A 14736-nucleotide genomic window follows, 5' to 3' on the forward strand; every position below is an offset into this window, starting at 1 on the left:
CTCACATCCGGAAGACGCCGAAGCCCTCGGCGCCCTTCACTGGTCCATTGTGGATCGCGGACAGGCTCAGCCCCAGCACGGTGCGGGTGTCGCGCGGGTCGATGATGCCGTCGTCGTAGAGCATGCCGGAGAGGAACATCGGCATCGACTCGGCCTCGATCTGGCCTTCCACCATGGCGCGCATGGCCTTGTCGTGCTCCTCGTTGTACTCCTGGCCGCGGCTTTCGGCGGCCGCGCGGGCCACGATGGACAGCACGCCGGCCAGCTGGGCCGGGCCCATCACCGCGGACTTCGCGCTCGGCCACGCGAACAGGAAGCGGGGATCGTAGGCCCGGCCGCACATCCCGTAGTGCCCGGCGCCGTAGGACGCTCCCATGAGGACGGACAGGTGCGGCACCTTCGAGTTCGACACGGCGTTGATCATCATCGCGCCGTGCTTGATGATGCCGCTCTGCTCGTACTCCTTGCCGACCATGTACCCGGTCGTGTTGTGCAGGAACACCAGCGGCGTGTGGATCTGGTTGGCCAGCTGGATGAACTGCGCGGCCTTCTGCGACTCCTCGCCGAACAGCACGCCCTGGGCGTTGGCGAGGACGCCGACCGGGTAGCCGTGGATGCTCGCCCAGCCCGTGACCAGCGAAGAGCCGTACAGCGGCTTGAACTCGTCGAAGTCGGAGCCGTCGACGACCCGGGCGATGACCTCGCGCGGGTCGAAGGGCACCTTGAGGTCGGTCGGCACGATGCCGAGCAGGTCCTCGGTGTCGTACAGCGGCTCGGCGTAGTCCGGCTTCGGCGTCGGCCCCTGCTTGGTCCAGTTGAGCCGCTTGACGATGTTCCGCCCGAGCCGGATCGCGTCCTGCTCGTCGACGGCGAGGTAGTCGGCCAGGCCGGACGTCCGCGCGTGCATCTCGGCGCCGCCGAGCGACTCGTCGTCGGACTCTTCACCGGTCGCCATCTTGACCAGCGGCGGCCCGCCGAGGAACACCTTCGCGCGTTCCTTGACCATCACGACGTAGTCCGACATGCCCGGCAGGTACGCCCCGCCGGCGGTGGAGTTGCCGAAGACGAGCGCGACCGTCGGGCAGCCCGCGGCCGAAGCCCTGGTGATGTCGCGGAAGATCCGGCCGCCCGGGATGAAGATTTCCTTCTGCGTGGGCAGGTCCGCGCCGCCGGACTCGACGAGGTTGATCGACGGCAGCCGGTTCTGCGCGGCGATGTCCGCCGCCCGGAAGGACTTCTTCGTCGTCCAGGGGTTGCTCGCGCCGCCCTTGACCGTCGGGTCGCTGGCCGAGATCAGGCACTCGACGCCTTCGACGACCCCGATGCCGGTGACCAGGCTCGCGCCGACGCGGTAGTCGGTGCCCCACGCGGCCAGCGGCGAGAGCTCCAGGAACGGCGAGTCCTGGTCGAGCAGCAGCTCGATCCGCTCACGGGCCAGGAGCTTGCCGCGCTTGCGGTGGCGCTCGATGTACTTCTCGCCGCCACCGGCCACGGCCTTGGCCTGTTCGGTGTCGATCTCGGCGAGCTTCTCCAGCATCGCCTCGCGGTTGGCGCCGAACTCGGCGGCCCGCGTGTCCACTGTGGACCTCAAGGTAGTCACGAGGTGTATCCCAATCGCTTCGCGGCCAGGCCGGTGAGGATCTCGTTGGTACCGCCGCCGATGCCGAGGATCCGGACGTCGCGGTAGTGCCGTTCCACCTCGGCCTCGCGCATGTAGCCGAGCCCGCCGTGCAGCTGGACGGCTTCGTTGACCACCCACTCGGCGGCCTCGACGGCGGTGTTCTTGGCGAAACAAGCCTCGGCGATGACCTCTTCGCCCGAGACGTGCCGGATCGCGGCCTGCCGGGTGTAGGTCCGGGCGACGTCGACCTTGCGCGCCATCTCGGTGAGCTTGTGCTGCACGACCTGCCGGGAGATGAGCGGGCGGCCGAACGTCTCGCGCAGCCGGCACCAGTCCAGCGTCAGGTCGAGGGCCCGCTGGGCGTGCGCATATGCCTGCACGGCCAGCGAAAGCCGCTCGGTGACGAACTGGGTGGCCACCTGCGCGAAGCCGCTGTTCTCGGTGCCCACCAGGTTCTCCACCGGCACCCGGACGTCCGCGTAGGACAGTTCGGCGGTGTCGGAGCAGAGCCAGCCCATCTTTTCGAGCTTGCGGGACACGGTGAACCCGGGCGTCCCGCGCTCGACGACGATCAGCGACAGCCCGTGCGCGCCGTCGCCGCCGGTGCGCACGACCGTCGTGACGAAGTCCGCGCGGCAGCCGGAGGTGATGTAGGTCTTGGCGCCGTTGACGACGTATTCGTCGCCCTCGCGCACGGCGGTGGTCCGGATCCCGGCGACGTCCGACCCGCCGTCCGGCTCGGTGACGGCCAGCGAGCCGATCTTGTCGCCGGCCAGGGTCGGGCGGACCCAGCGTTCGAGCTGCACGGGATCGGCGGCCTCGGCGATGTGCGGGACGGCGATGCCGCAGGTGAACAGCGACGCGAAGAGCCCGCCGGAGCCGCCCGCGTAGTGCATCTCCTCGGCGACGACCAGCGCGTCGAGGTAGTTGCCGTCGCCGCCGCCGATCTCCTCGGGGAAGGCGACACCGAGCAGGCCCAGCGCACCGGCCTTGCGGTGCAGGTCGCGGGGCAGTTCGCCGGCGCGCTCCCAGTCGTCGAGGTGCGGCAGGACCTCCTGCTCGACGAACTTGCGGACGGTCTTGCGCAGCTCGGACCGCTCGGAGGTCCGGAACGGGTCGGTCACAGGAGCACCTCGGGAACGTCGATCTCGCGGGAGCGCAGCCATTCGCCGAACGCCTTGGCCTGCGGGTCGAACCGCGCCTGCGACGCGACCCCCTGCCCGAGGATGCCCTCGACGACGAAGTTCATCGCCCACAGGTTCGGCAGGAGGTAGCGGGTCACGGGCAGGTCGGCGGTCTCGGGCAGCAGCAGCTTGAACTCCGTGACGGTCAACCGGTGCACGAGCCAGCGCCACGCCGCTTCGGAGCGCACCCAGACCCCGAGGTTGGCGTTGCCGCCCTTGTCCCCGCTGCGGGCCCCGGCGATCGTGCCCAGCGGGACGCGCCGCACCGGTCCGTGGGCCAAGGGCTCGGGCAGCGCGGGCTCGTCCACTTCGGACAGTTCCTGAGTGGACAGCGCGGGCGCGATGTCGACCCGCATCCCGTCCGGCAGCACGGCGACGTGGGGCACCTGGTCCGCGGGCACGTAAGCCGCGGTGTAGACCCCGAAGGGCGAAGCGTCCGAAGGCGGTGCGGTGACGTGGAAGCCCGGGTAGCTGGCCAGCGCCAGCTCGACCGCGGCGCCGGTGAACGCGCGGCCGGCCACCTTCGGGTCGGCGTCCTTCACGGCCACGTGCAGCAGCGCGCTCGCGGTCTGCTCGGTGTCGGCGTCGGCGTGGTCGGTGCGCGCGAGGGTCCAGCGGACGTCGGCGGGCGGCCGGTCCTTCAAGGACGCTTCGAGCTGTTCTCGCACCAGCGCGGCTTTCGCCTCGATGTCGAGTCCGGTGAGGACGAACGTCGTCTCGTTGCGGAACCCGCCGAGCGTGTTCAGCGCGACCTTGAGCGTCGGCGGCGGAGCTTCCCCGCGGACGCCGGAGATGCGCACGCGGTCGGGGCCGTCTTCGGTCAGCGAGAGCTTGTCGAAGCGGGTCGTGACGTCCGGGCCGGCGTACCGCGCGCCGGTGATTTCGTACAGCAGCTGCGCTTTGACCGTCCCGGTGTTCACCACGCCCCCGGTGCCGGGGTGCTTGGTGATGACACTGGTGCCGTCGGCCTCGATCTCGGCGATCGGGAAGCCCGGCACGCCCAGGATGTGCTCGGTGAAGAAGGCGTAGTTGCCGCCGGTGGCCTGGGCGCCGCATTCGATGACGTGCCCGGCCGCGACCGCGCCGGCCAGCGCGTCGAAGTCGTCGCGGGCCCAGCCGTAGTGCGCGGCGGCCGGGCCGACGATGACGGAGGCGTCGGTGACGCGCCCCGTGACGACGACGTCGGCGCCCGCGTTCAGGCACTCGACGATGCCCCACGCGCCGAGGTAGGCGTTGGCGGTCAGCGGTTTCCCGAGGTCCAGCTCGTCCGCGCGGGCCACCAGGTCGTCACCTTCGACGTGGGCGATCCGGACGTCGAGCCCGAGCTTCGCGGCCAGCTCACGCAGGGCGTCCGCGAGCCCGGCGGGGTTGAGCCCGCCGGCGTTGGCGACGATCTTGACGCCCTTTTCCCGCGCCAGGCCGAGGTTTTCCTCCATCTGGCGCAGGAACGTCTTGGCGTAGCCGCGATGGGCGTCCTTCATCCGGTCGCGGCCGAGGATGAGCATGGTCAGCTCGGCCAGGTAGTCGCCGGTGAGGACGTCGAGGGGCCCGCCGGTGAGCATTTCGCGGACCGCGGAGAACCGGTCGCCGTAGAACCCCGACGCGTTGCCGATGCGGTAGGTCATGCGAACTGCCCCGGCTTCCGCCCTTCGCCAGGGGGCCCGGCGAAGGCCTGCGCGATGGTCAGCCACTCTTCGACGCCGGCGCCGTGGGCCACTAGATCGGTGTCGGCCGGGTGGCGCCGCTGCGTGACGACCAGGCAGAAGTCCAGCGCGCTGCCGGTCAGCTTCTGCTCGGCGTCCTCCGGGCCGAACGTCCAGGTCGTGCCGTCGGGCGCGCCCAGTTCGACGCGGAACTCCTCGGCCGGCGGCGCGAGCGAGTGGACCTTGTAGGCGAAGTCGCGGGTGCGGGTGCCGAAGCGGGCGATGTGCCACAGCCGCGCGGTCGGCTCGCGGACCAGCCCGAGCGCGTCGAAGACGTCCTGCCCGTGCGCCCAGGTCTCCATCAGCCGCGCGGTCGCCATCGAGGCGGCGCTCATCGGCGGCCCGTACCAGGGCACCTTCTGCCCTGCCGGCACCGCGGCGAGCGCCTCGGCCAGCGCCGAGCGCCCGGCCCGCCAGTCTTCGAGGACCTCCCGGGGCGGCCGTTCGGCCCCCGCGGCGGCGCCGTCGTCGACGTAGGTCTCCCCCGCCTTGAGCAGCTCCTCGACCTCGGCCGGCCAGTTCTCCGGGTGCGCGGCCGCGATGAGGGCCTTGCGATCGGTCCAGGCCAGGTGCGCGATCTGGTGCGCGACGGTCCACCCCGCCGCCGGGGTCGCCCGCGCCCAGTCCGCCGCCGGCAGGTCCGCCACCACGTCGTCGATCGTCCGTGTCTCCGCGTCGAGATCCCCGAGGATCACGCCGAGATCCGCCATCAGCCGCCTCCTTGCGTCCTGGCGCCCAGCGTCGCACCGGCCAGCAGAAAAATCAAGCACGCCTGATTGTTTCGCCCGGCACGCTGCGGACACACTATTGACATCTTGCCAGTAGCGTCGGCCTGCAATACTTTTGTCGCCATGGCCGACTACGCCGAGATCACCTACGCCGTCGCGGACCGGATCGCGACCGTGACGCTGAACCGCCCCGAAGCGCGCAACGGCTACACGATCCGGATGGCCGACGAGCTCGGTGCGGCGATGGATCGCGCCGACCGCGACGAGGACGTCCGCGTGGTCGTGCTCACCGGCGCCGGCAAGGACTTCTGCGTGGGCGCCGACCTCTCCCAGGGCGGCTTCGACTTCGACCCGTCGACCGGCCCCGACGCGGCGTGGCAGGAGCCCGCCGGCCGGTGCTCGAAGCGGATCTTCACGATGAACAAGCCGGTGATCGCCGCCCTGCACGGCGCCGCGGTCGGCGGCGGCGTCACGATCACGCTGTCGTGCGACTACCGGCTCGCCGCCGAGGACTCGCGCTTCGGCTTCGTGTTCACGCGCCGCGGGATCTACCCCGAAGGCGCGTCCGCGTGGTTCCTCCCCCGGCTCGTCGGCATGGGCACCGCACTCGACTGGATGGTCAGCGGCCGGGTGTTCACCGCCGCCGAAGCCCTCGAAAAAGGCCTGGTGCACAAGGTCTTCCCGGCCGGCACCGTGCTCGACGAGGCGTACGCGCTGGCCCGCGAGATCGTCTCGACGACGGCGCCGGTGTCGGTCGCGGTGACCCGTCAGCTGCTCTACCGGATGGCGGGCGCCGAGTCGCCGTTCCCCGTGCACGCACTCGACTCGAAGCTGATCGGCGGGCTCGGCGCGAGCCCCGACGCCGTCGAAGGCGTCATGTCGTTCCTGCAGAAGCGCCCGCCGGAGTTCGGCATGCGCGTCGAGAAGGACCTGCCCCCGTACCTCCCCTGGTTGGACGCATGAGCCTCTACCCGCCACAGCCCTGGCACCTGACCGCCGACGCGCGCGTCTCGATCTGGCGCGTGCCGCCCGCCGCACTCCCGGCCTTGCCCGCGGGTGCCGAACCGCTGCTGGTCGCCGGGCGGGCGTCGGTGTTCACGGCGTGGATCGACTACACCCCGCCCGGGCAGCTGGCGTACCACGAACTGCTGGCCGCGGTGTCGGTCAAGGCACGCCGGGTCTCCTGCTCGATCACCGGGATCTGGGTCGACAGCGAAGCCTCGATGGCCGGCGGCCGCGAGCTGTGGGCCATCCCGAAGGGCCTGGCCACCCTGGACTTCACGAGCGGCCCCACCTTCACCGCCACCGCGGCGACGGCCGAGCACTGGATCGCGACGGCGGCCTTCAAGCGCCGCCCCGCGTTGCCGGTCAGGCTGCCGACGTCGTTCGAGGTCGTCCAGGAGCGCGACGGCCTGCTGCGGACCCCGGTGGGCGCGAAGGTCCGCCCGCGCCCGGCGTCGGCGGACTGGAGCTTCAACCCGGACGGCCCGCTCGGCTACCTCGACGGCCGCCGCCCGGTGGCGAGCCTCGAACTTCCTTCTTCGACGTTGCGCTTCGGCGCCTGAACGGCTGCGAAACCTACCCGCGAGACCCCGCGATCGCGCGGTGAAGTGCTTCTCTGGGTGATCACGCAATCCCGTCAGAGTGAACTCGCGACACGCCATCTGGGGGCCCGTGCGGGCAAGCACCCCTACATGTAGTCTCTGAGAACCGGCAGGCCCCAGCGACGGGGAGACCGCTGCGCAAGACCTGCCAAGCAGCCTGGAGAAAGACCTGCGCACGGCCTCGTGAGGCCGTGTGGCGATCCAACGCGCCCAAATTTGGAGACACGCATGTCAGTCGAAACCGGTCAGCGGCCTGCCGCCGCCGACACGCCCACCGCGATCCGGGTCATCCGGCGGGACGGCAGCGTGTCGCCGTTCGACGCCGGGAAGATCTCGGTCGCGCTGACGAAGGCGTTCCTCGCGGTCGAGGGTGGCGACGCCGCCGCGTCCTCCCGCGTGCACCACGTCGTCGCGGAGCTGACCCAGCAGGTGGAGGCCACCCTGCTGCGCCACGCCGGCCCCGAGACCGCCCTGCACATCGAGCAGATCCAGGACATCGTCGAGCTCGCCCTCATGCGCGGCGAGCACCACAAGGTCGCCCGCGCCTACGTCCTCTACCGCGACGAGCGCAGCAAGGCCCGCGAGGCCGCCAAGCCCGCCACCACCGAAGCCACGCTGAACGTCAAGGGCGCCGACGGCGTCCTGCGCCCGCTCGACTGGGCGCGCGTGTCCCACGTCGTGGGCGAAGCCGTCGCCGGCCTCGAAGACGTCTCCGCCGAGCCGGTGCTGGCCGAGGCCAAGCGCAACCTCTACGACGGCATCAGCGCCGACGAGCTGGCCCTGGCCCAGGTCCTGGCCGCCCGCGTGCTGGTCGAGCAGGAGCCGAACTATTCCTTCGTCTCCGCCCGCCTGCTGCTGGACAAGCTGCGCGGCGAGGCGCTGAGCTACCTGGCGAAGAAGCCGCGCCAGGCCAGCCAGGACGAGATGACCACCGAGTACGCGCCGTACTTCCGCGCCTACCTGCGCCGCGCGGTCGAGCTGGAGCTGGTCGACGCCGAGCTGCTGCGCTTCGACCTGGACAAGATCACCGCCGCGATCCGGCCCGAGCGCGACCTCGACTTCGGCTTCCTCGGCCTGCAGACGCTGTACGACCGGTACTTCCAGCACCACGAGGGCACCCGCTTCGAGCTGCCGCAGGCGTTCTTCATGCGCGTCGCGATGGGCCTGGCCATCCGCGAGGCCGACAAGGAAGCCCGCGCGATCGAGTTTTACGAGCTGCTCTCGAGCTTCCACTTCATGGCGTCCACGCCGACGCTGTTCAACTCGGGCACCACGCGCCCGCAGCTGTCGTCCTGCTTCCTGACCACGGTGGACGACGACCTGGACTCGATCTTCCAGGCGTACAAGAACAACGCGCTGCTGGCGAAGTACTCGGGCGGCCTCGGCAACGACTGGACCCCGGTCCGCGGCCTCGGCGCGCACATCAAGGGCACCAACGGCCAGTCCCAGGGTGTCGTGCCGTTCCTCAAGATCGCCAACGACACCGCCGTCGCGGTCAACCAGGGCGGCAAGCGCAAGGGCGCGGCGTGCGCGTACCTCGAGACGTGGCACGTGGACATCGAGGAGTTCCTCGACCTGCGCAAGAACACCGGTGACGACCGCCGCCGCACCCACGACATGAACACCGCGAACTGGGTGCCCGACGAGTTCCTCCGCCGCGTCGAGGCCAACGCCGAGTGGACGCTGTTCTCGCCGAACGAGACGCCGGACCTGCACGACCTCTACGGCAACGAGTTCGCCGCCCGCTACCGCGAGTACGAGGCGAAGGCCGAGCGCGGCGAGATCAAGGTCTTCCGCAAGATCCGCGCGGTGGAGCTGTGGCGCCGCATGCTGACCATGCTGTTCGAGACCGGCCACCCGTGGATCACGTTCAAGGACCCGTGCAACCTGCGCTCGCCGCAGCAGCACGTCGGCGTCGTGCACTCGTCCAACCTGTGCACCGAGATCACGCTGAACACCAACAGCGAAGAGGTCGCGGTCTGCAACCTCGGCTCGGTGAACCTGCTCAAGCACGTCACCCCGTCCGGTCTGGACACCGAGCGCCTCGAGAAGACCGTGCGCACGGCCGTCCGCATGCTGGACAACGTGATCGACATCAACTTCTACACGATCCCGGAGGCGCGCCGCTCCAACCTGCGTCACCGCCCGGTCGGCCTGGGCATCATGGGCTTCCAGGACGCGCTGTTCGAGATCGGCGTCCCGTTCGCCTCGGACGAGGCCGTGAAGTTCGCCGACGTCTCGATGGAGCACCTGTCCTACTACGCGATCTCGGCGTCGACCGACCTCGCCGAGGAGCGCGGCCAGTACCAGTCGTTCGAGGGATCGCTGTGGAGCAAGGGCATCCTGCCCATCGACTCGCTGCAGCTGCTCATCGACGCGCGCCAGGGTGACGCCCTCGACGTCGACACCTCGTCCACTTTGGACTGGGCGCCGCTGCGCGAGCGCGTCAAGACCGTCGGCATGCGCAACTCCAACGTGATGGCGATCGCGCCGACCGCGACGATCTCCAACATCTCCGGGGTCGGGCAGTCGATCGAGCCGCTGTTCCAGAACCTGTTCGTCAAGTCGAACATGTCCGGCGACTTCACCGTGGTCAACCCGCACCTGGTCCGCTCGCTCAAGCAGCGCGGGCTGTGGGACGAGGTCATGGTGTCGGACCTGAAGTACTTCGACGGCAGCCTCGGCCAGATCGACCGCGTGCCGGACGACCTGAAGGCGTTGTACGCCACGGCGTTCGAGATCGAGTCGAAGTGGATCGTCGACGCCGGTTCGGTGCGCCAGAAGTGGATCGACCAGGCGCAGTCGCTGAACCTCTACATCGCGGCGCCGAGCGGCCGCAAGCTCGACCAGCTGTACCGCTACGCGTGGCACAAGGGCCTCAAGACCACGTACTACCTGCGCGCGCAGTCGGCGACGCACGTGGAGAAGAGCACCCTGCGCGGCACCGACGGCAAGCTGAACGCCGTCTCGGCCACCCCGGCCCCCGCAGCTCCTGCGGCGGCTACGGCTCCCGCGGCCTCGGTTCCGGCGATTCCGGTGACCCCGCCGGCCGCGAAGCCGGAGTCCAAGGAACTGCCGAAGACCGACGTCGACTTCGTCGCCACCGAAGGCGCCGCCTGCCGCATCGACGACCCCGACTGCGAATCCTGCCAGTAAGGAACCCTGGAACATGACCAACGTGGAGACGACGGGCGCCACCGGCCTCGGGGAGATCGAGGTCGGCGCCGCCCGGATCAACGTCGACGACAAGCGCATGATCAACGCGCGCGCCGACGTCAACCAGCTGCTGCCGATGAAGTACACGTGGGCCTGGGAGAAGTACCTGGCCGGCTGCAACAACCACTGGATGCCGACCGAGGTCGCCATGCAGGCCGACATCGCGCTGTGGAAGTCGAAGGACGGCCTCACCGAGGACGAGCGGCAGATGCTCAAGCGCAACCTGGGCTTCTTCGCGACCGCGGAGTCCCTGGTGGCCAACAACATCGTGCTCGCGGTGTACCGCCAGATCACCAACCCCGAGTGCCGCCAGTACCTGCTGCGCCAGGCGTTCGAGGAGGCCGTGCACACGCACACCTTCCAGTACATCTGCGAAAGCCTCGGCCTGGTCGAGGGCGAGCTGTTCAACATGTACCGCGAGGTTCCGTCCATTTCGGACAAGGACGCGTGGGCGCTGAAGTACACGCAGCACCTCGAGGACCCGGACTTCGAGACCGGCACACCGGAAGCCGACACGGCGTTCCTGCGTGACCTCGTGGCGTTCTACGTGATCTTCGAGGGCATGTGGTTCTACACCGGTTTCGCGCAGATCCTGTCGCTGGGCCGCCGCAACAAGATGGTCGGCATCGCCGAGCAGTACCAGTACATCCTGCGCGACGAGTCGATCCACCTGAACTTCGGCATCGACTGCATCAACCAGATCAAGATCGAGAACCCGCACCTGTGGACCCCCGAGTTCCAGGAAGAGATCCGCGGCATGCTGAAGGAGGCGTGCGAGCTCGAGGTCAAGTACGCCCGCGACACGATGCCGCGCGGCATGCTCGGCCTGTCGGCGCAGCTGTGCGAGCAGTACATGCACTTCATCACCGACCGCCGCGCGCAGCAGATCGGGCTCGCCCCGATCTTCGGTGAGACCGAGAACCCGTTCCCGTGGATGTCCGAGGCGATGGACCTGAAGAAGGAGAAGAACTTCTTCGAGACCCGCGTCATCGAGTACCAGTCGGGCGGCGCTCTCGACTGGGACTGAGTTTTCCCGCTAGGCTCGGCCACGCCACTGGTTCGCCCGTGGCGTGGCCGGGCTTTTTTGTGCGCCGGGTCACGTCCCGGTCGAGGCAACAGGGAACCCGGTGCGAATCCGGGACTGCCCCGCAGCGGTGAGTGGGAACGAAAGCCGTCATGAAGCACTGAGCGCGAGCTTGGGAAGCGACGGCCGGTAGGACTGCGCAGTGCGCCCACGAGTCCGAAGACCTGCCCGTGGTGCGGACGCCGACGGCGTGCGCGAGTCCGGGCCACGCGGGATGGGCACGACCGAAACGCTCGCCTTCGCGCGCGTCCGGGCTCTTCGGACTAGCTCGCGAGGAGAGAGCTGTGACCATCGGCACCACTGTGCTCGGCTACCCCCGGATCGGCCCGGACCGGGAGCTCAAACGCGCCCTCGAGCGCTACTGGGCGGGCAAGATCGACGCGGCCGCGTTGCTCGCCACCGGCCGGGACCTGCGCGAACGCACCTGGCGCGAACTGCGCGACGCCGGGCTGGACTCGATCCCGTCCAACACGTTCTCGCACTACGACCACGTGCTCGACACCGCCGAACTGTTCGGCGCGCTGCCCGCCCGGCCGGGGCTTTCGCCGCTCGACACCTACTTCGCCGCGGCGCGGGGTGTGCAGGACGCGCCGGCGCTGGAAATGACGAAGTGGTTCGACACGAACTACCACTACCTCGTCCCCGAACTGGGCCCGGACACCGAGTTCACGCTCGCCGGCACCAAACCCCTCGACGAGTACCGGGAGGCCCGCGCCCTCGGGATCGAGACGCGGCCGGTGCTCGTCGGCCCGGTCACGTTCCTGCTGCTGAGCAAGGGAACCGGCGGGTTCGCCCCGCTGGAACTGCTCGACGCGCTGCTCCCCCGCTACGCCGACCTGCTCGCGAAGCTGCACGACGAGGGCGCGGAGTGGGTCCAGCTCGACGAACCCGCGTTCGCCGCCGACCGCACCGAGGCCGAGCTGAACGCGCTGATCCGCGCGTACCACTGGCTCGGGAAGGCGACGGCCCGGCCGAAGCTGCTGGTGGCCGGCTACTTCGGCGGGCTGGGCCGCGGGCTCGGCGTGCTGGCCCGCGCGCCCATCGACGCGCTGGCCGTCGACCTCGTCAGCGATGAGTCCTTTGTGGATGCTGTCGCGGCCGAGCCCGCCTTGCGGGACAAGGAGGTCGTGGCCGGGGTCGTCGACGGGCGCAACGTCTGGCGGACCGACCCGCACCGGGCGCTGAGCAAGGCCGCGACGCTGCTCGGCGTCGCGAAGTCCGTGAGCGTCTCGACGTCGTGCTCGCTGCTGCACGTGCCCTACGACGTCTCGCGCGAAGACCTGCACCCGCGGCTGAAGAGCTGGCTCGCGTTCGCGCGGCAGAAAGTCGACGAGGTCGTGCTGCTCGGGCGGGCGCTGCGGGGCGGCTCGCCGGACCTGGCCGCGGCGCGGGCGGCGGTCGCGGACCGGGCTTCGGCGGCCGAGCTGGCCGATCCGGGCGTCCGCGCCCGGCTGGCCGCGCTCGAGGAGGACGTCCGGGCGCCCTACGAGCAGCGCGCCGCCGCCCAGCAGGCCGCGCTCGGGCTGCCGCCGCTGCCGACCACGACGATCGGCTCGTTCCCGCAGACCGCCGAGGTGCGCCGGGCGCGGGCGGCGCACCGGGCCGGGACGCTCGACGACGCCGGTTACGACGCCGCGATGCGCCGCGAAGTCGAGCGGGTCGTCCGGCTGCAGGAGGAGCTCGGGCTGGACGTGCTGGTGCACGGCGAGCCGGAGCGCAACGACATGGTGCAGTACTTCGCCGAGCAGCTGGGCGGATTCGCCGCGACGGCGCACGGCTGGGTGCAGTCGTACGGCTCGCGCTGCGTCCGCCCGCCGATCCTCTACGGCGACGTCTCGCGCCCGGCGCCGATGACCGTGGCGTGGGCCCGGTACGCGCAGGGCCTGACGCGCAAGCCGGTCAAGGGGATGCTGACCGGCCCGGTGACGATCCTGGCGTGGTCGTTCGTCCGCGACGACCAGCCACTGGCCGAGACCGCAAGGCAAGTGGCGCTGGCGATCCGCGACGAGGTCCGCGACCTGGAGGCGGCGGGCATCCGGATCGTCCAGGTCGACGAGCCGGCGCTGCGGGAACTGCTGCCGCTGCGGCGTTCCGCGCACGCGGAGTACTTCGCGTGGGCCGTTTCGGCGTTCCGGCTGGCGACGTCGGGGATCGCCGACACGACCCAGATCCACACCCACATGTGCTATTCGGAGTTCGGCGAGGTCCTGCCGGCGATCGACGCGCTGGACGCGGACGTCACGTCGATCGAGGCGGCCCGCTCGAAGATGGAGGTGCTGGCCGACCTCGACACGGCCGGCTTCGCCCGCGGCGTGGGCCCGGGGGTGTACGACATCCACTCGCCGCGGGTGCCACCGGTGTCCGAGGTGGCGGAGTCGCTGCGGACGGCGGTGGGCGCGGTGCCGGCTTCGCGGGTGTGGGTGAACCCGGACTGCGGCCTGAAGACACGCGGCTACGCGGAGGTGGAACCGGCCCTGCGAAACCTGGTCGCCGCGGCGGCGGAGGTGCGGGCGGAGCTGGCGTGACGGGCTGCGCCCCCCGGTCTCCAGTTTAGCCGCGGGGTCCGACAGTTCCCGGCGCCGGAAGCCGTGGATGCCACCTTGGGGAACTTCAGGTTCCTCAAGGCGGCATCCACCGCCTTCGGCCCACGGAACCCAGGCCGCGGCGGTCGGCGCCTGCTCGGCGGCGGTCCGAGCCCGGCTGGAGGACCGCGGCCGAGCCATCCGATCCGGCCCTCGGCCGCGACCACACCAGACTCGGCCACCGCACGCGGCTGAGCCAGCCACCCGAGACGGCCGCGCCCGACCAAGCCTTGCGCGGGCGTCGCCGAACCAGTGCCCAACGGTCCGGAGCCGCCAGGAAGACCGCGGCCGACTTCGCGTTCCTCAAGGTGGCTTACGGGCAGGTCGTGAGCCGGACCCCGCGGTGGACGGGCCAGCCGCAGGTCAGGGGCTCGGGCGGTCGCCTGGCCGCGGAGCCGGTCGGGGAACATTTCCCACGCGGCCCGGCGGAGAAAGCTCCTGCGACCCGCGACGCGACGGGGAGCGGTCTCCGCCGACCGGGCCGGAACTGCTCCGCGTGGGAAGAAACGTGGGAACAGCTCCCGAAATCCGCGATTTCGGCCCTTCCGGGTTCAGTACTCGTAGCGGCGCACCTGCTCCGGGTGCAGCACCAGCCGGAGCTGCTCCGCGGCCAGGATCTCCTTCAGGTCCGCCGCCCGGGCAGGGTCGGACAGGTCCCAGTAGCGGGCCGCCAGGCGCTCCGCGAGGTCGTGGGCGCCGTCGGTCTCGAACGAAACCCCGCCCGAGACCGAAATCCACCGTTCGCGCTCGCCCACGGGGGCCGCCACCACGATCGACGCCCGGGGGTCTCGGCGGAGGCGGCGGACCTTGGGTGCGTCCGGCTCCGAGAACAGCTGGAGCGTGCCGTCCGGAGTGGCCTCGAACCAGACCGGGCGCGGCTGTCCTCCCGCCACCGTCAGAAAACCGTGCAGCGGGCGCCGGAGGAACTCGAGGTCCGAAGGGGTCAAGGTGTCCATGTCCCTGATTCAACCCGCCCGGCTCGGACGATCCCATGGGTGAAAAACCGGACTACCT

The 14736-nt window shown here is 70.4% G+C and carries 10 protein-coding genes and 1 riboswitch; of the genes, 5 read left to right on the forward strand and 5 right to left on the reverse strand.

Features of this window, described 5'->3' with window-relative positions:
* Position 1 precedes the first annotated feature (1 nt).
* Genes MUY14_RS21820 through MUY14_RS21835 form a run of 4 tightly spaced genes read right to left on the reverse strand, consistent with a single transcriptional unit; the run spans position 2 to position 5218 of the window.
* Positions 2–1600 carry an acyl-CoA carboxylase subunit beta gene (locus MUY14_RS21820; protein WP_247011390.1) on the reverse strand — a complete coding sequence of 533 codons (1599 nt, stop codon included), beginning with the start codon at positions 1598–1600 and terminating at the stop codon, positions 2–4.
* On the reverse strand, positions 1597–2745 hold the full coding sequence (locus MUY14_RS21825; protein WP_247011391.1) for an acyl-CoA dehydrogenase family protein: 1149 nt from the start codon (positions 2743–2745) through the stop codon (positions 1597–1599). The genes MUY14_RS21820 and MUY14_RS21825 overlap by 4 nt, the downstream gene beginning before the upstream one ends.
* Positions 2742–4430, reverse strand: a complete 1689-nt coding sequence (locus MUY14_RS21830; RefSeq protein WP_247011392.1) for an acyclic terpene utilization AtuA family protein — start codon at positions 4428–4430, stop codon at positions 2742–2744. Before MUY14_RS21830 ends, MUY14_RS21825 begins: the two co-directional genes overlap by 4 nt.
* Complete coding sequence (locus MUY14_RS21835; RefSeq protein ID WP_247011397.1) at positions 4427–5218, reverse strand: TIGR03084 family metal-binding protein; 792 nt, start codon at positions 5216–5218, stop codon at positions 4427–4429. The genes MUY14_RS21830 and MUY14_RS21835 overlap by 4 nt, the downstream gene beginning before the upstream one ends.
* Positions 5219–5359: 141 nt before the next feature.
* Between MUY14_RS21835 and MUY14_RS21840 the strand changes: the two genes are divergently transcribed.
* From MUY14_RS21840 to metE, 5 genes are all read left to right on the forward strand, one after another.
* A complete protein-coding gene (locus MUY14_RS21840; protein WP_247011398.1) occupies positions 5360–6199 on the forward strand; it encodes an enoyl-CoA hydratase-related protein in 840 nt (279 codons plus the stop codon).
* Positions 6196–6801: an acetoacetate decarboxylase family protein gene (locus MUY14_RS21845; protein ID WP_247011399.1), complete on the forward strand. Its 606-nt coding sequence runs from the start codon at positions 6196–6198 to the stop codon at positions 6799–6801. The genes MUY14_RS21840 and MUY14_RS21845 overlap by 4 nt, the downstream gene beginning before the upstream one ends.
* Positions 6802–7068: 267 nt before the next feature.
* The gene (locus tag MUY14_RS21850; RefSeq protein WP_247011400.1) at positions 7069–9996 is read left to right on the forward strand and encodes a ribonucleoside-diphosphate reductase subunit alpha; all 2928 of its coding nucleotides are present in this window, start codon (positions 7069–7071) and stop codon (positions 9994–9996) included.
* Between the two features lie 13 nt (positions 9997–10009).
* Positions 10010–11083, forward strand: coding sequence for a ribonucleotide-diphosphate reductase subunit beta (locus MUY14_RS21855; RefSeq protein WP_247011401.1), 1074 nt, complete (start codon positions 10010–10012; stop codon positions 11081–11083).
* A gap of 49 nt (positions 11084–11132) precedes the next feature.
* Positions 11133–11327, forward strand: a riboswitch (cobalamin riboswitch).
* A 97-nt stretch (positions 11328–11424) separates the two neighbouring features.
* The gene (gene metE / locus MUY14_RS21860) at positions 11425–13665 is read left to right on the forward strand and encodes a 5-methyltetrahydropteroyltriglutamate--homocysteine S-methyltransferase (RefSeq protein WP_247011402.1); all 2241 of its coding nucleotides are present in this window, start codon (positions 11425–11427) and stop codon (positions 13663–13665) included.
* 608 nt (positions 13666–14273) lie between these two features.
* On the opposite strand, the gene MUY14_RS21865 is transcribed toward metE, so the two are convergent.
* A complete protein-coding gene (locus MUY14_RS21865; RefSeq protein WP_247011403.1) occupies positions 14274–14678 on the reverse strand; it encodes a pyridoxamine 5'-phosphate oxidase family protein in 405 nt (134 codons plus the stop codon).
* Between the last annotated feature and the right edge of the window lie 58 nt (positions 14679–14736).

The organism is Amycolatopsis sp. FBCC-B4732, assembly GCF_023008405.1.
GTDB classification, from domain to species: Bacteria; Actinomycetota; Actinomycetes; order Mycobacteriales; family Pseudonocardiaceae; genus Amycolatopsis; species Amycolatopsis pretoriensis_A.